At 60.8% G+C, this 24506-nt stretch carries 21 protein-coding genes; 19 read left to right on the plus strand and 2 right to left on the minus strand.

Going from position 1 to position 24506, the window contains the following annotated elements; translation table 11 throughout:
* Positions 1-81 precede the first annotated feature (81 nt).
* The 9 genes from Q8O29_RS02530 (at position 82) to Q8O29_RS02570 (ending at position 10960) form a co-directional block, all read left to right on the plus strand.
* Positions 82-2028: a long-chain fatty acid--CoA ligase gene (locus tag Q8O29_RS02530; RefSeq protein WP_305560487.1), complete on the plus strand. Its 1947-nt coding sequence runs from the start codon at positions 82-84 to the stop codon at positions 2026-2028.
* Positions 2025-2807 carry an ABC transporter ATP-binding protein gene (locus tag Q8O29_RS02535; RefSeq protein ID WP_305560488.1) on the plus strand — a complete coding sequence of 261 codons (783 nt, stop codon included), beginning with the start codon at positions 2025-2027 and terminating at the stop codon, positions 2805-2807. Before Q8O29_RS02530 ends, Q8O29_RS02535 begins: the two co-directional genes overlap by 4 nt.
* Positions 2808-2913: 106 nt before the next feature.
* Positions 2914-3843 (plus strand): branched-chain amino acid ABC transporter permease, encoded by a 930-nt coding sequence (locus Q8O29_RS02540; protein ID WP_305560489.1) that lies wholly within the window; start codon positions 2914-2916, stop codon positions 3841-3843.
* Positions 3844-3852: 9 nt separating this feature from the next.
* On the plus strand, positions 3853-4929 hold the full coding sequence (locus Q8O29_RS02545) for a branched-chain amino acid ABC transporter permease (RefSeq protein WP_305560490.1): 1077 nt from the start codon (positions 3853-3855) through the stop codon (positions 4927-4929).
* An 83-nt stretch (positions 4930-5012) separates the two neighbouring features.
* The gene (locus Q8O29_RS02550) at positions 5013-6329 is read left to right on the plus strand and encodes an ABC transporter substrate-binding protein (RefSeq protein ID WP_305560491.1); all 1317 of its coding nucleotides are present in this window, start codon (positions 5013-5015) and stop codon (positions 6327-6329) included.
* A gap of 151 nt (positions 6330-6480) precedes the next feature.
* Positions 6481-7299, plus strand: a complete 819-nt coding sequence (locus tag Q8O29_RS02555; protein ID WP_305560492.1) for an ABC transporter ATP-binding protein — start codon at positions 6481-6483, stop codon at positions 7297-7299.
* An 11-nt stretch (positions 7300-7310) separates the two neighbouring features.
* The gene (locus Q8O29_RS02560; protein WP_305560493.1) at positions 7311-8558 is read left to right on the plus strand and encodes a phenylacetate--CoA ligase family protein; all 1248 of its coding nucleotides are present in this window, start codon (positions 7311-7313) and stop codon (positions 8556-8558) included.
* Between the two features lie 252 nt (positions 8559-8810).
* The gene (locus Q8O29_RS02565) at positions 8811-9797 is read left to right on the plus strand and encodes a tripartite tricarboxylate transporter substrate-binding protein (protein ID WP_305560494.1); all 987 of its coding nucleotides are present in this window, start codon (positions 8811-8813) and stop codon (positions 9795-9797) included.
* A gap of 152 nt (positions 9798-9949) precedes the next feature.
* Positions 9950-10960 carry a tripartite tricarboxylate transporter substrate binding protein gene (locus tag Q8O29_RS02570; protein WP_305560495.1) on the plus strand — a complete coding sequence of 337 codons (1011 nt, stop codon included), beginning with the start codon at positions 9950-9952 and terminating at the stop codon, positions 10958-10960.
* Between the two features lie 169 nt (positions 10961-11129).
* Here Q8O29_RS02570 and Q8O29_RS02575 read toward each other — a convergent pair whose 3' ends face one another.
* Positions 11130-11429 carry a DUF1840 domain-containing protein gene (locus tag Q8O29_RS02575; protein WP_305560496.1) on the minus strand — a complete coding sequence of 100 codons (300 nt, stop codon included), beginning with the start codon at positions 11427-11429 and terminating at the stop codon, positions 11130-11132.
* A 119-nt stretch (positions 11430-11548) separates the two neighbouring features.
* Here Q8O29_RS02575 and Q8O29_RS02580 point away from each other — a divergent pair, with 119 nt between their 5' ends.
* From Q8O29_RS02580 to Q8O29_RS02620, 9 genes are all read left to right on the plus strand, one after another.
* Positions 11549-12289 (plus strand): 2OG-Fe dioxygenase family protein, encoded by a 741-nt coding sequence (locus tag Q8O29_RS02580; protein WP_305560497.1) that lies wholly within the window; start codon positions 11549-11551, stop codon positions 12287-12289.
* Between the two features lie 319 nt (positions 12290-12608).
* On the plus strand, positions 12609-15074 hold the full coding sequence (locus Q8O29_RS02585) for a bifunctional salicylyl-CoA 5-hydroxylase/oxidoreductase (RefSeq protein WP_305560498.1): 2466 nt from the start codon (positions 12609-12611) through the stop codon (positions 15072-15074).
* A 34-nt stretch (positions 15075-15108) separates the two neighbouring features.
* Positions 15109-15591 carry a MarR family winged helix-turn-helix transcriptional regulator gene (locus tag Q8O29_RS02590; protein ID WP_305560499.1) on the plus strand — a complete coding sequence of 161 codons (483 nt, stop codon included), beginning with the start codon at positions 15109-15111 and terminating at the stop codon, positions 15589-15591.
* A complete protein-coding gene (locus Q8O29_RS02595) occupies positions 15588-16442 on the plus strand; it encodes an enoyl-CoA hydratase family protein (RefSeq protein WP_305560500.1) in 855 nt (284 codons plus the stop codon). The genes Q8O29_RS02590 and Q8O29_RS02595 overlap by 4 nt, the downstream gene beginning before the upstream one ends.
* 1 nt (position 16443) lies before the next feature.
* Positions 16444-17613 (plus strand): acyl-CoA dehydrogenase family protein, encoded by a 1170-nt coding sequence (locus Q8O29_RS02600; RefSeq protein ID WP_305560501.1) that lies wholly within the window; start codon positions 16444-16446, stop codon positions 17611-17613.
* Positions 17610-19232: an AMP-binding protein gene (locus Q8O29_RS02605; protein ID WP_305560502.1), complete on the plus strand. Its 1623-nt coding sequence runs from the start codon at positions 17610-17612 to the stop codon at positions 19230-19232. The genes Q8O29_RS02600 and Q8O29_RS02605 overlap by 4 nt, the downstream gene beginning before the upstream one ends.
* Entirely contained in the window at positions 19229-19684 is a 456-nt protein-coding gene (locus Q8O29_RS02610; protein WP_305560503.1) for a thioesterase family protein, read from the plus strand. Before Q8O29_RS02605 ends, Q8O29_RS02610 begins: the two co-directional genes overlap by 4 nt.
* Positions 19681-20076: a RidA family protein gene (locus Q8O29_RS02615; RefSeq protein ID WP_305560504.1), complete on the plus strand. Its 396-nt coding sequence runs from the start codon at positions 19681-19683 to the stop codon at positions 20074-20076. The genes Q8O29_RS02610 and Q8O29_RS02615 overlap by 4 nt, the downstream gene beginning before the upstream one ends.
* Before the next feature lie 246 nt (positions 20077-20322).
* Positions 20323-21282, plus strand: coding sequence for a response regulator (locus Q8O29_RS02620; protein ID WP_305560505.1), 960 nt, complete (start codon positions 20323-20325; stop codon positions 21280-21282).
* An 80-nt stretch (positions 21283-21362) separates the two neighbouring features.
* Here the strand turns inward: Q8O29_RS02620 and Q8O29_RS02625 are convergent, their stop codons facing one another.
* Positions 21363-23390 carry a TolC family outer membrane protein gene (locus Q8O29_RS02625; RefSeq protein ID WP_305560506.1) on the minus strand — a complete coding sequence of 676 codons (2028 nt, stop codon included), beginning with the start codon at positions 23388-23390 and terminating at the stop codon, positions 21363-21365.
* A 391-nt stretch (positions 23391-23781) separates the two neighbouring features.
* Here Q8O29_RS02625 and Q8O29_RS02630 point away from each other — a divergent pair, with 391 nt between their 5' ends.
* A complete protein-coding gene (locus Q8O29_RS02630; RefSeq protein WP_305560507.1) occupies positions 23782-24477 on the plus strand; it encodes a transglutaminase-like cysteine peptidase in 696 nt (231 codons plus the stop codon).
* The last annotated feature ends 29 nt before the right edge of the window (positions 24478-24506 follow it).

Below are 24506 nucleotides of genomic sequence, written 5' to 3' on the forward strand. Positions count from 1 at the left end.
CAAACCCAAGCCTAGGATGCCCTCATACCTCGAAGCGGCCTCCCTCCTGGGAGCTGCATCACGCTGGAGACACGTTACCGAATGTTGACCACCTTTCCCCGATTGCTCCTGAAGCACGCTACCGAGCGCCCCGGCGCGCCCGCCATGCGCGAGAAGGAATATGGTATCTGGCAAGCGCACAGCTGGGCGGCCATGGCCACGCTGGTGGAGCACATTGCCTGCGGCCTGCACCAGGCCGGACTACAGCGCGGCGAACACATGGTGGTCATCGGCGCCAACCGGCCCCGCCTGTACGCCACCATGCTGGCGGCGCAGTCGCTGGGCGCAATTGCCGTGCCGCTGTACCAGGACGCGGTAGGCGCTGAATGTGTGTTCCCGATCACCAACGCCGAGGTGCGTTTTGCCATGGTCGAGGACCAGGAGCAAGTCGACAAGCTGCTGGAGATCCGCGAGCAGTGCCCGCAGCTCGGAAACATCATTTTTGACGACCCACGCGGCCTGCGCAATTACCAGGAACCGGGGCTGGTCGCGCTGGATGCGCTGATTGCCGGTGGACAAGCCTTCTCAAAAGCGCAGCCCGGCTTCTTCAAGGCAGAGATCGAAAAAGCCCAGCCTGATGACGTGGCCGCCATGTTTTTCACCTCTGGCACCACCGGCAACCCCAAAGGCGTGGTGCACACGCACCACACCCTGCTCGACCGTGCTCAGGCCGGCGCCGAGTTCGACAAGCTGACCAGCAGCGAGGAAGTACTGGCTTACCTGCCACCTGCCTGGATTGGCCAGAACATTTTCAGTTATGCGCAGTGGCTTGCCTGCGGCTACGTGGTCAACTGCCCCGAAAACGCCAGCACCGTTACCATCGACCTCAAGGAAGTCGGCCCCACCTATTACTTCGCGCCACCGCGCGTCTTTGAAGGCCTGCTGACCAGCGTGATGATCCGCATGGAAGATGCGGGCCTTCTCAAACGCAAGATGTTTCACTTCTTCATGGACGTGGCCAAACGCGTCGGGCCAGCACTGATGGGCGGCCAACCCGTGGGCACTGGCGACAAGGTGCTTTACGCGCTGGGACAGATCATGGCCTATGGCCCGCTGCGCAACAACCTCGGTTTTTCGCGCGTGCGCGTGGCCTACACGGCGGGCGAGGCCATTGGCCCAGACCTGTTTACCTTTTACCGCTCGATTGGAGTCAACCTCAAGCAGCTCTATGGCTCGACCGAAACCGCCGTGTTTGTCTGCCTGCAACCAGACAACCAGGCGCGCGCCGACACCGTGGGTGTGCCGATCCGGGGGGTGGAGATCAAGGTGGACGCCAACGGAGAAATCCTGGTCAAATCCGCCGGCCTGCTCAAGGCTTATTACAAGAACCCGCAAGCCACCGCCGAAGTGCTGACCGCCGACGGCTGGTACCACACCAGCGACGCCGGTTTCCTGGACGCCAGCGGTCACCTCAAGATCATCGACCGCGTCAAAGACGTGGGCCGCATCAAGGGCGGTGCCAACGACGGTGCGATGTTTGCGCCCAAGTATGTGGAGAACAAACTCAAGTTCTTCCCCCACATCAAGGAAGTGGTGGCCTACGGCGACGGTCGCGAGAAGGTCTGCGTGATGCTCAATATCGACTTCGATGCGGTCGGCAACTGGGCCGAGCGGCGCAACTTGCCGTATGCCGGCTACACCGACCTGGCGCAAAAACCCGAGGTGTACCAGCTGATCAAGGAGTGCGTGGAGAAGGTCAACGCCGACCTGAGCGTCGATACGCTGCTGGCCGGCTCGCAGATCAGCCGCTTCCTGGTGCTGCACAAAGAGCTTGACGCCGACGATGGCGAGTTGACCCGGACCAACAAGGTGCGGCGCGGCTTTATCGCCGACAAGTACCAGCCGCTGGTCGATGCGCTGTACAGCGGCAAGACAGAGCAGTTCATTGAAACCGTCGTGAAGTTTGAAGACGGTCGCAGCGGTAGCGTGAGCGCCACGCTGAAGATCAGCGACGCGCAGACTTTTGCACCGGTAAAGGCAGCGGCATGACCAAAAAAATAGGCGACGTCATCCTCGACGTACACAACATCAGCCTGAGTTTCGGCGGCGTGAAAGCCCTGGCCGACATTTCCTTCAATGTGAAAGAGCATGAGATCCGCGCCATCATCGGCCCCAACGGTGCCGGCAAAAGCTCCATGCTCAACTGCATCAACGGGGTCTATCAGCCGCAGCAGGGCAGCATCACTTTTCGCGGCCAGACCTTTAAACACATGAACAGCCACCAGGTGGCGGTGATGGGTGTGGCGCGCACCTTCCAGAACCTGGCGCTGTTCAAGGGCATGAGTGTGCTCGACAACATCATGACCGGCCGCAACCTGAAGATCAAAAGCAACCTGCTGCTGCAGGCGCTGCGCATCGGCCCTGCGCAAAAAGAAGAGTTCCAGCACCGCGAAGCCGTTGAAAAGATCATCGACTTTCTGGAAATTCAGGCCTATCGGAAGACGCCGGTGGGCCAGTTGCCCTACGGCCTGCAAAAACGTGTGGACCTGGGCCGCGCACTGGCGATGGAGCCGCAGGTGTTGCTGCTCGACGAACCGATGGCCGGCATGAACGTCGAGGAAAAGCAGGACATGTGCCGCTTCGTGCTGGATGTGAACGATGAGCTTGGCATTACCGTGGTTCTGATTGAACACGACATGAGCGTGGTGATGGATATTTCAGACCGCGTGGTGGTGCTGGACTACGGTAGAAAAATCGGCGACGGCACACCGGACGAAGTACGCAACAACCCGGATGTGATTCGGGCTTACCTGGGAACAAGTCATTGAACCCCGTATCGAAAAAGCGCCACGACTCGCCGAATGACTCCCTCTCCCTCTGGGAGAGGGGGCCATACAGCGGTCTGTGCGTGCGACTGAAGCAAGGTAAATAGAGATGGCTTTTTTTCTTGAAACTCTTTTGGGCGGCCTGATGGCCGGCATGCTTTACTCGCTGGTAGCGCTCGGCTTTGTGCTGATTTTTAAAGCCTCTGGCGTATTTAACTTTTCGCAAGGGGCGATGGTGCTGTTTGCAGCCTTGGCGATGGCCCGCTTTGCAGAATGGATTCCCGAGTGGTTTGGCTTTGAAAACAAACTGCTCGGCAACCTGCTGGGTTTTCTGGCAGCTGCCGTCTGCATGTTTATTCTGGCGTGGTTGATTGAGCGGCTGGTGCTGCGCCACCTGGTCAATCAGGAAGGCGTCACGCTGCTGATGGCTACCCTGGGCATCACGTACTTTATAGACGGTTTGGGACAAACTATTTTTGGCAGCGCCATTTATAAAATTGATATTGGCATGCCCAAAGAGCCGGTGTTTGTATTGCAAAACGTCTTTCCGGGTGGCCTGCTGGTCAACAAGGAGGACCTGATCTCGGCGCTGGTAGCGGCTGCGCTGGTGGCGGCTTTGAGCCTGTTCTTCCAGAAAACATCCACCGGTCGCGCACTGCGGGCTGTCGCCGATGACCACCAGGCTGCGCAAAGCGTGGGCATTCCGCTCAATACCATTTGGGTGATTGTGTGGTGTGTCGCAGGCATTACCGCCTTGGTTGCCGGCATGATTTGGGGCTCAAAACTCGGCGTGCAGTTCTCGCTGACCACGGTCGCGCTGCGAGCGCTGCCTGTGATTATTCTGGGCGGCCTCACGTCGGTACCCGGCGCGATTATTGGAGGCCTGATTATTGGCGTGGGCGAGAAGCTGTCGGAGGTGTACCTGGGTCCGATGGTGGGCGGGGGTATTGAAATCTGGTTTGCTTATGTATTGGCACTGGTGTTTTTGCTGTTCAGGCCGCAGGGGCTCTTCGGCGAGAAAATAATCGACCGAGTTTGAGAGATAAACATGATTTACAGAGAAAACGGTCAATTCAAAACGACCTACCAGGCTGACCAGCAAATATTCCCGATTGCGCAGGACCGATGGTTTTTGCTTGGACTGCTTTTGTTCAGCTTGGTCGCGGTGCCGTTGATCGCTGACGAGTACATGTTTCGCGCTATTTTGATTCCCTTTTTGATCCTGTCGCTGGCTGCACTGGGCGTCAATATTCTGGTCGGCTATTGCGGGCAGATTTCGCTGGGTTCTGGCGCGTTTATGGCGGTGGGCGCCTATGCGGCGTACAACACGTATGTGCGGATTGAAGGTATGCCCATGATCGTGGCGCTGCTGGCTGGTGGCTTCTTCGCAACCTTGGTTGGCATATTTTTTGGCATCCCCAGCTTGCGTGTGAAAGGCTTGTACCTGGCGGTGGCAACACTGGCCGCGCAGTTTTTTTGTGACTGGGCTTTTTTGCGCATCAGCTGGTTTACCAACAACAGCACATCGGGTTCCGTCGCCGTGTCAAACCTGAGTGCATTGGGCATACCGATTGATTCACCCTTCAAAAAATACCTGCTCTGCCTGGGTTTTCTAATCGTCTTTGGCGTGCTGGCAAAAAATCTGGTCCGCAGCGCGATCGGCCGGGAGTGGATGGCTATTCGAGATATGGACGTGGCTGCCGCAGTGATAGGCATCAGGCCGGTTTACGCCAAGCTCAGTGCATTCGCGGTCAGCTCCTTCATCATTGGCGTGGCTGGCGGCTTATGGGGCTTTGTTCATCTGGGCTCCTGGGAGCCGGCTGCGTTTTCGATTGACCGCTCGTTTCAGCTCCTCTTCATGGTGATCATTGGCGGGCTGGGCTCCATCATGGGCAGCTTTTTCGGCGCGGCCTTTATTGTGATTCTGCCTATTTTTCTGAACCAGTTTTTACCCGCCATGGGTGCCTTGGTGGGGGTTGAAATTTCTACCGCAGCGGTCGCACACACCGAGGTCATGTTGTTCGGTGCATTGATTGTCTGGTTCCTGATTGTCGAGCCGCATGGCTTGGCACGGCTATGGAGCATAGGCAAGCAAAAACTGCGTCTCTGGCCTTTCCCGCATTGAGTCTTTTCAGCGTTGAATTTTTGTTGTTTGTTTTTTCGTTCTGCAACCACAGGCATGCCATTGCCAATATCTAGGAGACTTTTATGAAATTGAGTCATATCGTTCTTGCCAGCGTGCTGGCAACCGCTGGTGCGGGGGCTTTCGCCCAGGCCAAAGAGCAGTTTTTCCCGGTCTTGACGGGCCGCACCGGCCCCGTCGCGCCCAACGCCACACCTTGGGCCAACGGGCACAACGACTACATGAAGCTGGTCAATGCACGCGGCGGCATCAACGGCATCAAAACACTGATTGAAGAATGTGAAACCGCCTACGCCACAGACCGTGGGGTCGAGTGTTACGAGCGCCTCAAGAACAAACACGGTGGCGCTACGGTGTTTCAGCCCTTATCGACGGGAATCACTTTCGCGCTGACCGAAAAAATTTCTGCCGACAAGATCCCGATGATCACTTCGGGTTATGGCCGCAGCGACTCGCAAGATGGGGGTATTTTCAAATGGAACTTTCCGCTGATCGGCCACTACTGGGTCGCGGGTGACACAGTGCTTCAGCACATCGGCAAGCAGGCCGGCGGCATGGACAAACTCAAGGGCAAAAAAATTGGCGTGGGCTACCACGACTCCCCGTTTGGCAAAGAGTTGCTGCCGATCTTGCAGGAGCGGGCCGCGCAATACGGATTCACCCTGCAACTGCTCCCAATTGCAGCACCGGGTGTTGAGCAAAAGGCCACCTGGCTACAAGTTCGTCAGCAGCAGCCTGACTATGTGATTTTGCAAACCTGGGGCGTGATGACGGGTACTGCCATCAAAGAAGCGCAGGCGGTAGGTTATCCACGCGAAAAGATGTTTGGCACGTGGTGGTCGGGCGCTGAGCCAGACCTCAAAGACATTGGTCAGGGTGCCAAAGGCTACAGCGCGGTGATGATGCAGCACGGCGCTGAGCCGGGCTCAGCCGTTGTGAAGGAAATTCTGGAGAAAGTTCACGCCAAAGGTCAGGGCGCTGGCCCCAAAGACGAGGTCGGACAAGTGCTGTACATGCGCGGTGTCGTGGGTGCCATGCTGGCAGTCGAGGGCGTGCGCGCTGCGCAAGAGCGCTTTGGCAAAGGCAAAGTCATGACCGGTGAACAAGCACGCTGGGGCTATGAAAACCTGAACCTGACCCAGGCCAAGCTCGATGCATTGGGCTTCAAGGGCGTGATGCGCCCGGTGTCAACCAACTGCGTGGACCACATGGGTTCTGCCTGGGCGCGTGTGCATCAGTGGGACGGCAGCAAGTTTGTCTGGACCTCCGACTGGCTACAGGCTGACGAACAGGTCATTCGGCCAATGGTCAAAAACTCGGCCGAGAAGTACGCCGCCGAGAAAAAACTGACGCGACGCACCGCTGCGGACTGCCAGTCCTGAAAGATGTGTCTTCCCGGGCGATCCAGCCCGGGGTCCGTGCTTCGCTACACCGGCTTGGGTCTGTGGCGAGGCATGGATGGCGGGGCAGGCCCGCCAGGACAGCTCATTCTCAAGCGCTGTCCCAGCGTTTGAGAATGAACGGAAAAACAGCATGAGCACACCCAGCACCACCCCTGTCGTCCTGAACGTCAATGGCATTGAAGTCATCTACAACCACGTCATTCTGGTGCTCAAGGGCGTTTCCCTGAATGTGCCAGAAGGAAAGATTGTGGCCATTCTGGGCGGCAATGGCGCCGGCAAGACCACGACTTTGCGCGCTATTTCCAATCTGCTCAAAGGCGAGCGCGGTGAGGTCACCAAAGGCTCGATCGAGCTGCGCGGCGAGCGCATTGAAAACCTCACGACCGCCGATCTGGTGCAGCGCGGCGTGGTCCAGGTCATGGAGGGGCGCCACTGTTTTGCCCATTTGACGATTGAAGAAAACCTGCTGACCGGCGCCTATACGGTGAAAAGCAAAGCCCAGATCGCAGCCAATCTGGAAAAGGTTTACAACTACTTTCCACGCCTGAAAATGCGCCGCACCTCGCAGGCAGCCTACACCTCGGGGGGTGAGCAGCAGATGTGCGCCATCGGCCGCGCGCTGATGGCCAGCCCCAGCATGGTGCTGCTGGACGAACCCTCGATGGGTCTTGCGCCGCAAATTGTCGAAGAAGTGTTTGAGATCGTGAAAGACCTCAACCAGAAAGAAAAGGTCACCTTTTTGCTGGCCGAGCAAAACACCAACATGGCCCTGAAATACGCCGATTACGGCTACATCATGGAAAGCGGCCGGGTGGTGATGGACGGTGCTGCCCGCGACCTGGCCAACAACGAGGATGTCAAGGAGTTCTACCTGGGCATGGGCGGCGGCGAGCGCAAGAGCTACAGGGATGTGAAAAGTTACAAACGCCGCAAGCGCTGGTTGGCTTGAGGGACATTGACATGACCTTGTTTTTTGACATTCTGGAGTCCCGCCCCCCGGCGCAGCGCGAGGCCGCATTGATGGCGGCGCTGCCGGGCCAGGTGGCGCACGCGCAAAAGGCTGCGGGTGCCTTTACCACCTTGCTGGCCGGCATCAATGCCGCCGCCATCTCCAGCCGCACCGCGCTGGCGCGCCTGCCCGTCACGCGCAAGCATGCGTTGTTTGATCTGCAGAAGGCGGGCCGGCCCGGTGATTCGTTCGGCGGCTTCTCTGCCTTGCTGCGCGGGCCAGGGATGCCGCGCGTGTTTGCTTCGCCCGGGCCGATCTACGAGCCCGAAGGCAGCACCCCGGATTATTGGCGCGCCGGCCGGGCGATATACGCCGCAGGATTTCGCGCAGGCGACCTGGCGCACAACGCCTTCAGCTACCACATGACGCCCGGCGCGTTCATCATGGAGTCGGGCTTGCACGCGGTCGGCTGCACGGTGTTTCCGGCTGGCGTCGGCCAAACCGAACAACAACTGCAGGCGATTGCCGAGCTCCGGCCCGATGGCTATACCGGCACGCCCAGCTTCCTGCGCATTCTGGTGGAAAAGGCGCTTGAGACCGGCAGCGACATCTCCAGCATCCGCAAAGGCCTGGTCGGCGGCGAAGCCTTTACGCCGAGCTTGCGCGACTGGTTTTTAGAGCGTGGCATGGCCATCTACCAAAGTTATGCGACCGCCGACCTCGGACTGATCGCCTACGAAACCGAAGCACGCGAAGGCCTGGTGCTGGACGAAGGCGTGATTGTCGAAATCGTCCGACCCGGCACGGGCGACCCGGTTCCAGAAGGCGAGGTCGGTGAACTGGTGGTCACCACCTTGAACCCCGGCTATCCGCTGATCCGTTTCGGTACCGGCGATCTGTCTGCCGTGCTGGCGGGCACCTGCCCGACCGGGCGCACCAACATGCGCATCAAGGGCTGGATGGGCCGCGCCGACCAAACCACCAAGATCCGCGGCATGTTTGTGCACCCCGGCCAGGTGGCGGACATCGCCAGGCGTTTCCCCGAAGTGCTGAAGGCCCGGCTGGTCGTGAGCGGCGAAATGGCGAGCGACAGCATGACGCTCAAGGTCGAGGCCTCCTCGCTGCCGCAAGGGCTGGAAAGCCGCATCGGCGAGGCCATACGCGACATCACAAAATTGCGCGGCGACGTGCAACTCATGGCGCCGGGCAGCCTGCCCAACGATGGCAAAGTCATCGAGGATGCTCGAAGTTATAAATAGAGCCCCCACGTTCGCTCACTGCGTGTAGCTCTCTGCGCCCCCCGAGGGGGCGCTGCGCCTGCTTGAAAATACCGGCTCTCGTGCCTTCTTGCCCCCCTCTCCCTCTGGGAGAGGGTTGGGGTGAGGGCCTGCAGTCCTGGGAACACCATCCCCCCCCGCGCTCGCGCTGAGTGCTTGCCCTTACGTAGTTCCCGCGATGGACACTGGCTTTCGGCTTTGTAAACTGGGCGGGTCACTCAAAGGAGACTTTTTATGAAACGCCTGCTCGTGCTCGCCCTGGCCGCGACATCCCTCTTTGCCAATGCGCAAACCTACCCCGGCTCCAAGCCGATCTCTATTGTTGTGCCTTTTGCGGCGGGCGGCCCAACCGACCGCGTGGCACGCGACCTGGCCGAAGCCATGCGCAAGGCCATGGGCGGCAGCGCCAACTTCGTGGTGGAAAACGTCAACGGCGCCGGCGGCACCATTGGCGCCACCAAGGTCGCCAAAGCCAGCCCGGACGGCCACACCCTGCTGCTGTTTCATATCGGCATGGCGGCTACGCCAGCGCTGTACCGCAAACTGCAGTACAAGCCGCTGGAAGATTTCGAATACCTCGGCCTGATCAATGAAGTTCCGATGACCCTGATTGGCAAGCCCCAGTTGCCGGCCAACACGTACCGCGACTTCGAAAACTACATCAAGGCGAATTCAGGCAAGCTCAATATTGCCCATGCTGGTCTGGGTTCTGCCTCGCACCTGTGCGGCCTGATGTGGCAATCGGCGATCAACGCCAAGGAAGCCATGACCACCATTCCTTTCGGCGGCACCGGTCCGGCGATGAATGCACTGGTCGGCGGCCAGGTTGATCTGATGTGCGACCAGACCACCAACACCACCGGCCAAATCGAAGCCGGCCGTGTCAAGGCCTTCGCCGTGACCACGGCCAAGCCCCTGTCCAAGCACAAGTTGCTCAAGGATTACCCCTCTCTGCAGGAAATGGGCCTGAAGGGCTTTGACCTGACCATCTGGCACGGTCTGTATGCCCCTAAAGGCACGCCACCTGCCGTTCTGGCCCAGTTGAACACCGCCCTCAAGCTCGCACTGAAAGATGCTGACTTCGTGAAGAAGCAGGAAGGTCTGGGGGCTGTGGTCGTGACCGACAAACGCATGGAGCCCGCCGCTCACAAGGCTTTTGTTGCAGGCGAAATCGCCAAACTCAAGCCAGTGATTGACGCTGCCAAGCAGTTCGCGGACTGATCCGTTCTTTTGCTTCCCGACAAGCCACCCCGCGCAAGCCGGGTGGCTTTTTTCTGTCCGCTTGACGGCGCGGTAGCCGGGATTGCACCGATGGATACCCCAAACGCTGGGCGCTAAAGTGGTGCATTACCACTTCGTCGCAGAGGAATCACATGCCCCCCATTTTCAAGTCAAATCGCCGCTTAGCCCTTACCGCTATTGCGCTAGCAGCTATTAATTTTATAGCACTCCCGGCCACTGCCCAAAGCGGCTGGCCGAACAAGCCGGTGCGCATCGTGGTGCCGTTTGCACCCGGCGGGACCACCGATATTCTGGCCCGCGCCGTGGCGCCGGAGCTGGCAAAAGCCTTTGGCCAGCCCTTCGTGGTCGACAACCGGGCCGGTGCCGGTGGCAACGTGGGCGCCGACCTGGTCGCCAAATCACCGGCCGACGGGTACACCATTTTGATGGGCACCGTTGGCACCCATGGCATCAACAAGTCGATCTACGCCAAGATGCCGTTTGATCCGCAAAAGGACTTCGCGCCTATCACGCTGGTGGCTGGCGTGCCCAACGTCATGGTCATGAACACCGAGAAGGCGGCAAAGCGGGGCATCAACAACGTGGCCGACTTTGTCAAATACGCCAAAGCCAATCCCGGCAAGCTCAGCATGGCCTCCAGCGGCAGTGGCACCTCCATCCACCTGGCGGGCGAAATGTTCAAGACGCAGAACGGGATTTTCATGGTCCACATTCCCTACCGCGGCTCCGGCCCGGCATTGCTTGACCTGATCGGCGGCAGCGTCGACGTCATGTTTGACAACCTGCCGTCGGCGATACCGCACATCAAGAGTGGCAAGCTCAAGGCTTTTGCCGTGACCAGCGCCGAGCGATCTGGCGCCATGCCTGAATTGCCGACGGTCGCAGAAGCGGGCAAGCTCAAGGGGTTTGAAGCCAGCAGCTGGTTTGGCCTGTTGGCACCCGCCGGTACGCCGCCCGAGATTGTCAACCGCATCCAGCAGGAAGTGTCCAAAGCACTGACCACGCCGGCCATCAAGGAAAAAATGCTGGCTCAGGGCGCCATTCCCAGCGGCAACACGCCACAGGAGTTTGCCAAACTGATCGACTCGGAAATCACCAAATGGGCCCAGGTCGTGAAAGTCTCAGGCGCCAAGGTCGATTAGCGAACGGGGAACGGCCCTCACCCCAGCCCACTCCCAGAGGGAGAGGGGGCGGGAAACGCGGGGCTGTCCGTCCCTTCAAGCAGGGGCCGCGGAACCGGCTTCGCCGGGCCGCAGGCGCAGCGCCCCCTCGGGGGGCAGCGCAGTACGCGAAGCGACAAGCGTGGGGGCTCTATATTCCCCAGACCACCTCATGACCCGCCTTGTGGTTGCGCTCCAGCATGTCGATGAAGGGCACAACGCGCTGGCGCAAACCCAGATCCTCGCCGGGTACCAGAGCGTCGACTTTCTGGTCGTGTGACTCTTCGAGCGCCACGGCGGCGTGCAGGGCGGTCATGGCGGCCGGCATCTGCTCGGGCAGGATGATGCCTTTGGGGCCAGTGTCCTTGCCGATGATCTCCAGGACGCGGCGGCCATTGGCCTCCAGCATGATCAGGTCACCGGCAGCTTTGGACTTGAATTTGTACAGCATGAGAAAGCTCCTGGGTGTTGTAAGAGTCATTTTGATTATGAAACGGTCACCCAAAGAAGTCTGTAGGCTGCTTTCCCGTCATCCCACGCCGGCTTCGCACTGACGCAAAATACCGGCCTATGCTCAATATTCCGACCGCCCCCAAACCCGCCGTGCAGGCACTGAGCCAGGACGGCTTGCGGCTGTTGTCGCCTGCGGACCTGACTGCGGCCATGCCGCCGGGCTGGGCGCAGGGCTGGACGGCATTGGCTCCCTCCTGGGACGATTTGCCGCCTGATGTTCACCTGAAGGACGGCGGCCACTACCGCAAGCGTCGGCATAGCTGCTTTATCCAGGACCTGGCCGACGGCGCGCTGGTTCAGACACCGCACCGAGCCCACTGGCAGCCCACCGACTACAACGCGCTGCATGGCGGCTTCGAGCGCTGGTTTGAACCGGTAGCACCGGCCGTGGCAGGCGCAGTTGCCTGGACCGCGCTGCTGTCCAACCTGGGCCGACTGTTCGCGCAGGTGCGGCCGGTGGTGCGATGGTTCATCGAGGCGCACCAGTTCCGCATCGACACGGCCGGCGGCGTAGGCCGGCCGACCCCGGAGGGTGCGCACCGAGACGGCGTGGACTTTGTGGTGGTCATGCTGCTGGCGAGGCGCGGCGTCAAGGGCGGCGAAACCCGTGTGTTCGACGCCAACGGCCCGCACGGCCTGCGCTTCGTGATGCAGGAGCCACTGACCACGCTGCTGCTGGACGACGCTCGCGTGATCCACGAAACCACACCCATCCTGCCGCTGCAGGTCGGCGCGGTGGACGGGCACCGCGACACCCTGGTGTTGACCTACCGGGCGGACGGATTCCAGGCTAAATAGGGCCCCCACGGTCGCTCACTGCTCTTCGCTGCACCTTGCAGGCCGCCGCTCGCCAGAGGCTTCGCTTGTGATGCCTGTCCAAACCTGCCCAAGCAGGTTCGGAGCCGCAGGCACCAGCCTCGAGAGCCGCTGCGCCTGCTTGCTTGAAGAGCCACTGCGCCTGATCGCCTCATCCGTTCGTCCTGAGCCTGTCGAAGGATGCCCCGGACGGCCGAGCGCCGCCACACAGCGTTATCCAAGGCTTCAAAAAACTGCTTGACGGAAATAGTTTAGCTCTAAATAATTAAGACTCGATTAATCCATTTGAACGGTCTTCCCGATGCGAATTCTTTGTCTGGGCGGTGGTCCTGCCGGTTTGTACTTTGCTGCGCTGATGAAGCTGCAAAACCCGGCCCACAGCATCACCGTGGTAGAGCGCAACCGCCCGTTTGACACCTTTGGCTGGGGCGTGGTGCTGTCGGACCAGACGCTGGACAACCTGCGGCTGGCCGATCCGGTCAGCGCGCAACTGATTGGCGACGCTTTCAACCACTGGGACGATGTGGAGGTGTTTTTCAAAGGCAGGTCTGTGCGCTCGGGCGGCCACGGCTTTTGCGGCATAGGCCGCAAGCGCCTGCTCAACATCCTGCAAGAGCGCTGCATAGCGCTCGGTGTGGATCTGGTGTTTGAAACCGATGTACAGGACGATCAGGCCATCGCCGCCAAATACCAGGCCGATCTGGTGATTGCCAGCGACGGCCTGAACAGCCGCATCCGCAACCGCTATGCCGACACCTTCAAGCCCGATGTGGATTTGCGCGCCTGCCGCTTTGTCTGGCTGGGCACACACAAGACCTTTGACGCCTTCACCTTTGCGTTTGAACAAACCGCGCACGGCTGGTTTGCCGCGCACGCCTACAAGTTTGACGACCACACCTCGACCTTCATCGTCGAGACGCCCGAGGCGGTCTGGAAAGCCCATGGCCTCGATGCCATGAGTCAGGAAGAAGGCATAAGCTTTTGCGAAAAGCTCTTTGCCAAATACCTGGACGGCAATACCCTGATGAACAACGCCAGCCATGTGCGCGGCTCGGCCATCTGGATACGCTTTCCGCGCGTGGTTTGTGAACGCTGGGTGCACCACGAAGCCATTGCCGGCAAGGACGTGCCCATCGTGCTGATGGGCGACGCGGCGCACACCGCCCATTTTTCAATCGGCAGCGGCACCAAGCTGGCGCTGGAAGACGCGATCGAGCTGAGCCGCTGTTTTGCGCAACACGCCCAAGCCGACGAGGCGCTGCAGGCCTATGAAGCGGTGCGATCTGTCGAAGTGCTGAAGATCCAGAACGCCGCGCGCAACTCGACCGAATGGTTTGAAAACGTGGACCGGTACAGCGGGCTGGAGGCAGAGCAATTTTTCTACTCGCTGCTGACCCGCTCGCAACGCATCAGCCATGAAAATCTGCGGGTGCGTGATGCCTCATGGCTGGCCGGGTATGAAGCGTGGCTGGCCCAGCACGAGGACGGGGAGCCCTGTCTTGCAGACCGCAGCCTGGTCGGAGCCCAGGCTTCTTCACGCTGTCCGGACGCGGGCAGCCGCGTCCAGAGCCGCAGCGTTCAGCCCCTACCCTCTCCCAGGGGGAGAGGGAGTTCATGGCGAGACACAGCCTCGCCCCCATCCCCACCCATGCTGCTGCCGCTCAAAGTGCGTGAGCTGCAACTGAAAAACCGCATCGTGGTCTCGCCCATGGCCACCTACAGCGCCGTGGACGGTCTGCCCCAGGACTTCCACCTGGTGCATCTGGGCGCACGCGCGCTGGGCGGCGCCGCCATGGTATTTGCCGAGATGACCGCACCTTGCCCCGAGGGCCGCATCACCCCCGGCTGCCCGGGTCTGTGGAATAGAGAGCAGATGCTGGCCTGGAAACGCATTGTTGATTTTGCCCATCGCTCGGGTGAAGGCGTGCGCATGGGCATGCAACTCGGCCACAGCGGGCCCAAGGGCTCAACCCAGATCGGCTGGGAGGCGCCCGACGAGCCCCTGCCTTCCGGCAACTGGCCGCTGCTGGCCGCCAGTGCCGTGTCGTACGGGCCTGACAACGCCATGCCGACGGCGATGACGCAGCAGGACATGAATCACATCCAGGCGCAGTTTGTAGAGTCGGCGCGCTACGCGGCCGAGGCGGGTTTCGACTGGCTGGAGCTGCATTGCGCGCACGGCTACCTGCTGTCGAGTTTCATCACCCCGCTGACCAATCTGCGCACGGATGAATACGGCGGCAGCCTGGAAAACCGCTGCCGCTACCCGCTGCAAGTCTTCAGCGCCATACGCGCCATGTGGCCTGCGCACCGGCCCATGAGTGTGCGTATTTCGGCGCACGACTGGGCGCCGGGCGGCAACACCGCTGACGATGCGGTGGCCATCGCGCGTCTGTTCAAGGCGGCGGGTTGTGACTTCATCGATGTATCCTCGGGCCAGACCACACGCGCCGCCAAACCGGTCTATGGCCGCATGTACCAGACACCGTTTGCCGACCGCATCCGCAACGAGGTCGGCATACAGACGATTGCCGTGGGTGCGATTTCAGAAGTGGATCACGTCAACAGCATCATCGCGGCCGGCCGCGCGGACCTGTGCGCGATTGCGCGCCCGCACCTGGCCGACGCGGCCTGGACGCTGCACGAAGCGGCCAAACTGCAAAGCCGGGCGGTGAGCTGGCCAAAACCCTACCTCAGTGGCCGGGACCAACTTTACCGTGAACTTTTAAAACAAAAACAGGCCCTAGCCCTTACCGTACTTGCGTAAGCAGCTATTAATTTAATAGCACCCGGAGAACCCCATGGACATGGAAGCACGCGGTCACCGCGAACACCCCGAGGCGTTGCGCCTGTGGCTGCGGCTGCTGACCTGTACGCAATTGATCGAAAAGCAGGTGCGCGGGCAGTTGCGCGAGCAGTTCGACACCACCTTGCCGCGCTTCGATTTGATGGCGCAGCTTGAGCGCAACCCGGAAGGCCTGAAGATGAACGAGCTGTCGCGCCGCATGATGGTCACCGGCGGCAACGTCACCGGCATCACCGACCAGCTGGTGGCCGAAGGCCTGGTTGAGCGGGTGGATGTTGAAGGCGACCGCCGCGCCTACCGCGTGCGCCTGACGGCGCGCGGCCGCAAGACCTTTGACGAGATGGCGCGCCAGCACGAGGACTGGATAGTCCAGGCCTTCGGCGGCCTGTCGGCGCGCGAAATCGAGACCCTGCACAAGCTGCTGGGCAAGGTCAAGCAACACCAGGCCGACCTGAACCAGGAAGTGGAAAACACATGAAACATTACATCCTCCCCGCCAACCCCATGCACGCGCAGTTCAATGCGCTGGCCGCGTATGAAGCGCGCCACTTCGCCTACAGCTTTGACGACGGCGTCGCGACCCTGATGCTGAACCGGCCGGAGCGCAAGAACCCGCTGACCTTCGAGTCCTACGCCGAACTGCGCGACCTGTTCCGCGCACTCAACAGCGCCACCGACGTCAAGGTGATCGTGCTGACCGGTGCCGGCGGCAACTTCTGCTCGGGCGGCGATGTGCATGAAATCATCGGCCCGCTGACAAAAATGAGCATGCCCGAGCTGCTGGATTTCACCCGCATGACGGGCGACCTGGTCAAGGCCATGCGCCTGTGCCCGCAACCCGTCGTCGCCGCCATCGACGGCATCTGCGCCGGCGCTGGCGCCATGATGGCCCTGGCCGCCGACATGCGCCTGGGCACGGCGCAGGCCAAAACCGCCTTCCTGTTCACGCGTGTGGGCCTGGCCGGCGCCGACATGGGCGCCTGTGCGCTGCTGCCGCGCCTGATCGGCCAGGGCCGCGCCTCCGAGCTGCTGTTCACCGGCCGTGTCATGACGGCGCAGGAAGGCCTGCAGTGGGGATTTTTTAACACGCTGCACGAACCGGCCGACGTCCTCGCCAGGGCGCAGGCATTGGCCGCCGAGCTGGCCACCGGCCCGACCTTTGCGCACGGCATGACCAAAACCATGCTGCATCAGGAATGGGCCATGACGCTGGACCAGGCAATTGAAGCCGAAGCGCAGGCGCAGGCCATCTGCATGCAGACCCAGGACTTCAAGCGCGCTTACGAAGCTTTCTCCAACAAGCAAAAGCCCGTGTTCCAGGGAGACTGACGTGCAAGCCTCTACCTCCCACCTGAACCTGCCCTTCTTCGATGATGCCCATCGCACGCTGGGCAACCAGCTCGCGGCCTGGGCGCCAGCGCAGCAAGTGGACGAAAGCGACGACCGCCGCGCCTGCAGGCAGTGGGTGCGGCTGCTGGGCGACGGCGGCTGGCTGCGCTACTGCGTGCCCGGTAGCGCTGGTGGTGCGCTGGACAAACTCGACTCGCGCGCCCTGGTCATCCTGCGCGAAACCCTGGCCTTTCACTCGCCGCTGGCCGACTTTGCATTTGCCATGCAGGGCCTGGGCAGCGGCGCCATTACCCTGGCCGGCACAGCTGCGCAGCAGGCCGCCTATCTGCCAGCGGTGGCGCGTGGTGACAAGATCGCCGCCTTTGCGCTGAGCGAACCTGACGCGGGCTCGGACGCGGGCGCCATGACGACCCGCGCCGACCGATCTGGCGACGGCTGGGCCCTCAACGGCAGCAAGACCTGGATCAGCAACGGCGACATCGCCGACTTTTATGTCACCTTCGCCAAGACAGACATGGCTGCCGGCACCCGCGGCATCACCGCCTTCATCGTCGACGCCGGCAACCCCGGCCTGGACAGCAGCGAACACATTGCGGTGATGGCGCCGCACCCGCTGGCCACGCTGAAGTTTGCGCATTGCAAGCTCGCTGGCGACGCGCAACTGGGCGCGTTGCATGGCGGCTTTAAGCTGGCAATGCAGACCCTGGACATCTTCCGGGCCTCGGTTGCTGCCGCCGCGCTGGGCATGGCGCGCCGCGCCCTGTTCGAAGCCCTGCGTTTTTCACGCGAGCGCAAGATGTTCGGCCAGACCCTGGCCGACTTTCAACTCACGCAGGCCAAGATCGGCGAGATGGCGGCGCTGATCGATGCTGCGGCGCTGCTGACTTACCGCGCTGCCTGGCTGCGTGATGACGGCGAGCGCAGCGGTGCTGGCAAACGCATCACTGCCGAGGCTGCGATGGCCAAAATGACCGCGACCGAAAACGCCCAGCGCGTGATCGACATGGCTTTGCAGATGCACGGTGGCCTGGGCGTGAAGGTCGGCACCAAGGTTGAAAGCCTGTACCGCGACATCCGCTCGCTGCGCATCTACGAAGGTGCGACCGAAGTCCAGCAACTGATCATTGGCAAGGCGATGCTGCAATCATGAATCCACCCGCTCCCTCGGTACAAACCGACCGTTTTGTGCACGACCGCCTGCCGCCGGCGGACCAGTGGCCGCAAATGCGCTACGACCTGCCTGAGCTGGTGATTGACGCGCAGGCCAATCTGGTCGATGTGCTGTTTGAGCGTGTCGAGAAAAACGGTTTGTCAGAAAGGCCTTTCCTGCGCTCCGACAGGACCACCTTGAGTTATGTCGATGCGCATGCGCGTGTCAAACGCATTGCCCAGGTGCTGACCGACGACCTGAAGCTGGTGCCCGGCAACCGCGTGTTGCTGCGCGGTGGCAACACCATCGGCATGGCGCTGGCCTGGCTGGGCGTCGTCAAGGCCGGCCTGGTGGCAGTGGCTACCATGCCGCTGTTGCGCGCCAAGGAGCTTGGCGAGGTCCTCACCAAATCGCAGGCCACGGTTGCGCTTTGCGACGCCGGCCTGCTGGCCGAGCTGCAGACAGCACAAGTACTGAACCCGGTGCTGGCGCATATCGTGCCGTTCAACATCAACGCGGCTGGTTCGCTGGCCGTGCTGGCCGCCGCGAAGGACGGCCAGTTCACGCCGTGCCGGACCTCGGCCGACGACATCGCGATGATGGCCTTCACCTCGGGCACCACCGGCACACCCAAGGCGCCGGTGCATACCCACCGCGACGTGCTGGCCGCCTGTGAAGCCTGGCCGCGCCATGTGCTCAAGGCGACCCCGGAGGACATCGTGATGGGCTCACCGCCGCTGGCGTTCACCTTCGGCCTCGGTGGCATGCTGATCTTCCCGATGTGGGCGGGTGCGTCGGTGTATTTCCCCGGCATCGCCTACACGCCGGAAGCCATGGTCAAGCTGATCAACGAGGTCGGCGCCACCATCTGCTACACCGCGCCCACTTTTTACCGCCAGATGGCGGCCTTCGCGAAACAGCATGGCGTGCCCACGTTGCGCACCTGCGTCAGTGCCGGTGAGGGCCTGCCCGACGCCACGCGCCAGCTCTGGAAAGATGCGACCGGTATCGAGATGACCGACGGCATAGGCGCGACCGAGATGTTCCATATCTTCATCTCCGCCGCGCCGACCGACGTGCGCCGCAGCGCCATCGGCAAGGTCGTACCCGGCTACACGGCCAGGGTGGTGGACGACGCGGGCCAGGAGGTGCCGCGCGGCACCATCGGCAAGCTGGCGGTCATCGGACCCACCGGTTGCCGCTACCTCGACGACGAACGCCAGGCGAACTACGTCAAGGACGGCTGGAACTACCCCGGCGATGCCTTTGTTCAGGACGACGACGGCTACTTTTTTTACCAGGCCCGCGCCGACGACATGATCATCACCTCGGGCTACAACGTCGGCGGGCCGGAGGTCGAAGACGCGCTGCTCAACCACCCGGCAGTCGCCGAGTGCGGTGTGATTGGCGTACCCGATGACGAGCGCGGCATGGTGGTCAAGGCCTTTGTCGTGCTCAAGGCCGGCCATGTCCCCGACCAAGCCATGAGCAAGCTGCTGCAGGACCACGTCAAGGCCACGCTGGCGCCTTTTAAGTACCCGCGTGCAGTGGAGTTCGTCGTCAGCCTGCCGCGCACGGAAACCGGCAAGCTGCAGCGTTTCAGGCTGCGCCAGCTATGAGCCAGACCCTGAACTTCACGGTGCGCAAGCAGATCCGGTTCCACCACTGTGACCCCGCCGGTATTGTGTTTTATCCGCAGTACTTTTACCTGCTGCACGAGACGCAGGAAGACTTCCTGGCGCACATCGGCCACCCGGAACATGCGCTGATTGCCTCAGGGCTGGGCGTGCCCATCGTGGATCTGAAAACTGAATTCCTCGGTATGTGCCGTTATGGCGACGAGATCGATATCCGCCTGAGCCTGACCCGCATCGGCAACGCCAGCATCGGCATGCACTATGAAATTCATAGCGCGCCACGCGCACCGGACATGGGCTCAGCACTGAAATTGATCGCAAACACGGTGGTGGTGTGTTCGGAAGTACCGAATGGCAAGGTGCTGCCCATCCCGGGCGGATTGCGCGCCGCGCTGCTGCCCTATCTAGAGACAACAAAGGAAGTCAAACCATGATGAAACTGCTGCAACCGGCAGGCTGGGCCGAGCCCAAAGGTTATGCCAATGGCGTGATGGCCTGCGGAGCGATGCTTTTTGTGGGGGGGCAGATCGGCTGGAACGCGCAACAGCAGTTTGAAAGCGACGACTTCATCGCCCAGACGCGCCAGGCGCTGCAAAACATCCTGGCGGTGCTGCAGGCCGGCGGCGCGGGGCCCGAACACATGGTCCGCATGACCTGGTATGTGGTGGACCGCGTTGAGTACATCGCGCGACTGAAAGAGCTCGGTGGGGCCTACCGGGAGGTCATGGGCAAGAATTTTCCGGCCATGACCTGTGTGGAAGTTTCGGCCCTGGTCGAGGAGCGGGCACGCATCGAAATCGAAGTCACGGCCGTTCTGCCCGACTGACAAAAGGTCGAAGGTCAATCGCCCCAACCACCTCAGCCATTGGGCGTCTGGCGGCCCGTGCAAACTCCGCGACCGGCGGCGCTTTTCTGGCATAAGATGGTTTCCGCAACCGGAAAATTCCATAAAATTTCACTGAGCACTGGCCCCGGCAATCATCCGGACAGCCATCAACCCAGACCATTTTGGAGATTGCTGTGACCCTATTCCAACCGCCTCTTGCGCGCACTCTCTTCACCGGATGTTTCCATGAGTGAGCCGGTGCCTGGCTTCAGACAGATCGCGCCTGAACCCGAATACGGGCTTGCACAAGCCCAGCGCAGAATGCAGCAGCAGTTGATGGACGCCACCGGGGTTGCCCAGTCGGTGTTCAACCTCGCGAAACAGGAGCTGAGCTGGAACACCCGCGCTTACCAGATGTTCGGCGTGAGTCCCGTCGGTGCATCGGTCACTTTGGACTTCGCGATGGGGCTGATTTATCCGGATGATCTCGAGTTGCTGATCAGGGCGCGGGAGCAACTGCGCATGGGTCCAGGCGCTATCGAGCTCGACTACCGCCTCATCCGGCCCGATGGTGAGTTGCTGGAAGTTCACTCATTGCTGTTTTCTGAAGTCGACGGCCAGGGACGGCCCCTTGTGTTTGTCGAACTGAGCCTGGACGTCACCGAGCGCAAGCGCGTGGAAAACGCGCTGATCCAGTCTGCCAGGCTGTGCCGGGTGCTTGACCATGTATCGACGGACGTCTACTGGGAACAGGCCAGTGACTTCACCGATACCCGCCCCGGCCCCATTGCGCCGGTCCAAGTGTCCGCAGACGGTCTCCAGCGAAAAATGCGCGTGCTGTATGTTGAAGACAATATGTACAACCTGATGCTGTTCGACGACGTGATGCGAACCCGCGACGATGTCGAGATGCGCATGGCTCAAAACGGTGCCCAGGGCTTTGAAGTCGCCAGCACCTGGCAGCCCGATGTGTTGGTCCTGGACGGCCGCCTGCCGGACACCCACGGCATTGATCTGCTCAAGCGCATGCGTGCTATTGCCGGTCTCGAAGAAACGCCGGCTTTCATGTGTTCGGCAGATACCCTGCCCGAACACAAAATACTTGCCGAGCAAGCCGGTTTTACCGGCTACTGGACCAAACCGGTGGATTTTGACAAGGTGTTTGACGAACTCGACCGCGTGGCCGCCAGCAATACTTTGCGCTGAGCCTATAGCTGGTCTCGGGCCAGCGACCAAGTCACGATTTACGCACCACGCGGTGCCTTTATTCAGGCACCAAGGCGTGCTTACTGCCCCGCCGCCAAGGGAGCTGCAGAGCTCTCTCGAACAATCAGCCAGCGCTCACCCACTTTCATCCATTGCAAGGTTTTGGTGACAATGTCCCGGTAATTGGCTGCGCCATAGGTTTGCTTGAAAAGCATCGTTGCATTCGCGGCGTCCGTCAGAGTAACGGTCAAGTCGGCAATCTCAAGGGAAATATCGGCCGCACGACTCAAAGCCGCTTTGCGTTTTTCCCTCCAGGCGTCCTGTCCATCGCCCGTCGAAGGCACGAAATTCGGTGCATAAAACCCAAGGTAGGTGTCCACATCCCGTTTGATCCATGCGGCACGCCAGTTCTGCAGTGTCTGCCTAAGCTCGCTGTAATTGACGTCGTTCGATGACGAAGCTGCGGTGGGCGGGGGCACGGCTTTGGGTGGGGCCGGCGCCACCAACGGTGTCCCTCTGCCGGCTGGAACCCTGGGTGTCACCTGCGTTGAGGCCGGCGCGACGGGCGTCACTGAAGCCGCAGCGCCAGCCGGCCTTGCACCCGATACGGCGGGCGCAATGGGGGTCATCACCTCTTGCATGGCCCGCTCTCTCGCATTGAGCAAGGCCGTCTGTTTCTGCAGGTCTGCGGCCCGCCCAAGCAGGGCAGCCTTGTCTACCACATAGACGATCACGGGCTCGGGAGGGCAACTCCGCGCGGCGTCTTCGCCTTCGTCCCACTGCGCCAGACCGGGAACCGGACCCGTTTCTATTTTGGACAGCTCCAGCGCGCTCAGCAGCGTGCCCAGCCCGGCATGGGTTCTGACATAGGCAATATTCAGGTCATGCTCGGCATTCGCCTCGGCGCGCCGGGCTTGATACAGCTCGTTTTCGGTGTCGAGCAAGTCCAGCAAAGTACGCTGCCCGATGTCAAATTGCAGTCGGTAAGCGTTTCTCGCCTTCTCAACGGACACTTTGTTTTGACTGATGTAGATGAGTTGCTCGGTGAGCTTGCGAACATCGTTGTAAGCGATCAACAAGGTCTGCCGGATGTCGCGGCAGGTCTTGTCGCGCAGGTCTTTCGCGATATTGAGCTGCTCGGCAAACTGGCGCTCGCGGGCACGGTCGCTAAAGCCGTTGAAGAGGTTCCAGCTCATCACCACTTCCGCCACATTGGTCTCTGAAGTCCCCGTAGTACCGCTGAGGTTGTTTCCCCGGTCGCGACGCAAACGCAGGTCAACACGCGGCTGGTAAGCGCCTTGCCGAGAAGCCAGCGCAGCATCAGAGGCGCGCACGTTTTCAATCGACGCGCGCAAGGCGCCGTTGCGCCGTTGCGCCTCCCGCACAGCACTGGTCGCGTCAACCGGAATATTCAGCGTCAACTGTGTCGGCAAAAGCAATTCGACGGGGGGAACTTGCCCGACGATACGCTGGAAGCGCGCGGACGCATCATGCAAATTGGCGGTTTCGGTCAAGAGGTTGGCCTCGGCCAATGCCAGACGCGCACCAATCTGCTCCAAATCGACTGCACGCGCTATCTTGGCTTTGACCCTGCGTTCCGTCTGCTCGAATACGGAGCGATGCTGGACAAAATTCTCCTCGGCCAAAGCCACGAGATCCCGAAAACGCAAGACATCGTAGAAAGCACGCCCTACCTCCAGCGCCACACTTTCAGAGGTGTCAAAAAACTCAAACAGGCGTACCAGGCGGGCATGGTCCAGTCGCTTGATTTCGTTGCGCGCGGCAAAACCGTCGTACAACACTTGGGTGATGGTCAGCGACGAAGAGGTTCTGTCGTAACGCGAACGAACTGTGGCGTCACTACGCCGCTCAGCACCAACGCCGGCCAGAAGATCGACTCGGGGCAACAGGGCACCCGCGCCGACATCGCGCTCATTGTCAGCCGCCTTGAGCGTGTGCCAGCGTGCCAACACCTCCGGGTTGTTCAAAACGGCTTTTTGCGCTGCCTCCTTGAGCGTCAGCGGTTTTTGGTCCTGCGCACGCGCAAAGTCAGGCAAACCCAGCGTCAAAGCACCAGCCGCCATGCCAGCCCACACGAAAGTCGCCATCCCCCCAAACCGCCCCTTGAGGCGGTCATGGCCAGGTCGGCACACGAGCGACGTATCGGTCACCGCCATGTCTGGTTGAAAGATCGGCTGAGACCAGCTCATGCAAGCAACCACTTCGCCGTTACACTGGCGAAAAAAGAAGATTTAGCCCGGCCAGGAGACACCGGAATTCGCAGGACAAGGCGATCAACTGGCTTTTCTTGCATTGCTTGCTCTCACTGTTTCCTGCGGTAAGCAACCACTCCGGACAACGCCAATGCGTTGTTGTTAACTCGGAATATCGATGACCAAACATCATTCGAAATCAGGTTAACAAAACACGGTTAGTTACTGTTTTATATAGATATTTTCATGTTAACGCACGCTTTCTGGAAGTGCAATTAATATCCAGGTGAATTTCGCTGTTGGGGCAAAAACGACACACTTCAAGCATTTCCACAGAGTAGTACTGCTCGTATTGCTGCTCATCGTTGGGTCACTCCAGGTCGCTGCACTTGACTTTGACCGGATGCAAAACGTCCTTTCCCAGCGCTTTGGTGAGCCTGCGGCGGGGGCGTTCGTCGATTGGCAAAAGCTGCTGAAGCAGGGGGCTGAGCAGCCAGCGCCAGCCAAACTCAAGCTCGTCAATGATTTTTTCAACCGCCGCATCAAGTTTGATGAGGACCTCACGGTATGGGCTAAAAGCGACTACTGGGCGACCCCCATGGAAACTCTGGGTCGTGGGGCGGGTGATTGCGAGGACTTCGCCATCGCAAAGTATTTCACCCTTCTGCTGCTTGGCATTCCCAACGAAAAATTGCGCTTGGTCTATGTGCAGGCACGGATTGGCGGCATCAACAGCAGCATTACCCAGGCGCACATGGTTCTGGCCTTTTATCCCGTCGGGGATGCCGAACCCCTGATTCTCGACAACCTGATCAACGGTATTCAGCTTGCTTCGCGCCGTCCGGACCTCTTGCCTGTTTTTAGCTTTAACAGTCAGGGGCTTTGGCAGGGGGCATCAGGCGCGCGGGGCGCGGGAGGGCCTGGCACCCTGTCGCGATGGCAGGAACTGTTGAGACGGGCGCGCGCCGAAGGTTTTGACTGAACTCATCTAGAAAACGCTATAAAGAACTG

It is taken from the genome of Polaromonas sp. (genome assembly GCF_030689685.1).
In the GTDB taxonomy this organism is placed as follows: domain Bacteria; phylum Pseudomonadota; class Gammaproteobacteria; order Burkholderiales; family Burkholderiaceae_C; genus Polaromonas.

What these genes read in the sequence shown, in the direction of transcription:
- Q8O29_RS02530 (WP_305560487.1), top strand. Translation starts at nt 82, where the DNA reads ATGTTGACCACCTTTCCCCGATTGCTCCTGAAGCACGCTACCGAGCGC.
- Q8O29_RS02535 (WP_305560488.1), top strand. Translation starts at nt 2,025, where the DNA reads ATGACCAAAAAAATAGGCGACGTCATCCTCGACGTACACAACATCAGC.
- Q8O29_RS02540 (WP_305560489.1), top strand. Translation starts at nt 2,914, where the DNA reads ATGGCTTTTTTTCTTGAAACTCTTTTGGGCGGCCTGATGGCCGGCATG.
- Q8O29_RS02545 (WP_305560490.1), top strand. Translation starts at nt 3,853, where the DNA reads ATGATTTACAGAGAAAACGGTCAATTCAAAACGACCTACCAGGCTGAC.
- Q8O29_RS02550 (WP_305560491.1), top strand. Translation starts at nt 5,013, where the DNA reads ATGAAATTGAGTCATATCGTTCTTGCCAGCGTGCTGGCAACCGCTGGT.
- Q8O29_RS02555 (WP_305560492.1), top strand. Translation starts at nt 6,481, where the DNA reads ATGAGCACACCCAGCACCACCCCTGTCGTCCTGAACGTCAATGGCATT.
- Q8O29_RS02560 (WP_305560493.1), top strand. Translation starts at nt 7,311, where the DNA reads ATGACCTTGTTTTTTGACATTCTGGAGTCCCGCCCCCCGGCGCAGCGC.
- Q8O29_RS02565 (WP_305560494.1), top strand. Translation starts at nt 8,811, where the DNA reads ATGAAACGCCTGCTCGTGCTCGCCCTGGCCGCGACATCCCTCTTTGCC.
- Q8O29_RS02570 (WP_305560495.1), top strand. Translation starts at nt 9,950, where the DNA reads ATGCCCCCCATTTTCAAGTCAAATCGCCGCTTAGCCCTTACCGCTATT.
- Q8O29_RS02575 (WP_305560496.1), bottom strand. Translation starts at nt 11,429, where the DNA reads ATGCTGTACAAATTCAAGTCCAAAGCTGCCGGTGACCTGATCATGCTG.
- Q8O29_RS02580 (WP_305560497.1), top strand. Translation starts at nt 11,549, where the DNA reads ATGCTCAATATTCCGACCGCCCCCAAACCCGCCGTGCAGGCACTGAGC.
- Q8O29_RS02585 (WP_305560498.1), top strand. Translation starts at nt 12,609, where the DNA reads ATGCGAATTCTTTGTCTGGGCGGTGGTCCTGCCGGTTTGTACTTTGCT.
- Q8O29_RS02590 (WP_305560499.1), top strand. Translation starts at nt 15,109, where the DNA reads ATGGACATGGAAGCACGCGGTCACCGCGAACACCCCGAGGCGTTGCGC.
- Q8O29_RS02595 (WP_305560500.1), top strand. Translation starts at nt 15,588, where the DNA reads ATGAAACATTACATCCTCCCCGCCAACCCCATGCACGCGCAGTTCAAT.
- Q8O29_RS02605 (WP_305560502.1), top strand. Translation starts at nt 17,610, where the DNA reads ATGAATCCACCCGCTCCCTCGGTACAAACCGACCGTTTTGTGCACGAC.
- Q8O29_RS02610 (WP_305560503.1), top strand. Translation starts at nt 19,229, where the DNA reads ATGAGCCAGACCCTGAACTTCACGGTGCGCAAGCAGATCCGGTTCCAC.
- Q8O29_RS02615 (WP_305560504.1), top strand. Translation starts at nt 19,681, where the DNA reads ATGATGAAACTGCTGCAACCGGCAGGCTGGGCCGAGCCCAAAGGTTAT.
- Q8O29_RS02620 (WP_305560505.1), top strand. Translation starts at nt 20,323, where the DNA reads ATGAGTGAGCCGGTGCCTGGCTTCAGACAGATCGCGCCTGAACCCGAA.
- Q8O29_RS02625 (WP_305560506.1), bottom strand. Translation starts at nt 23,390, where the DNA reads ATGGCGACTTTCGTGTGGGCTGGCATGGCGGCTGGTGCTTTGACGCTG.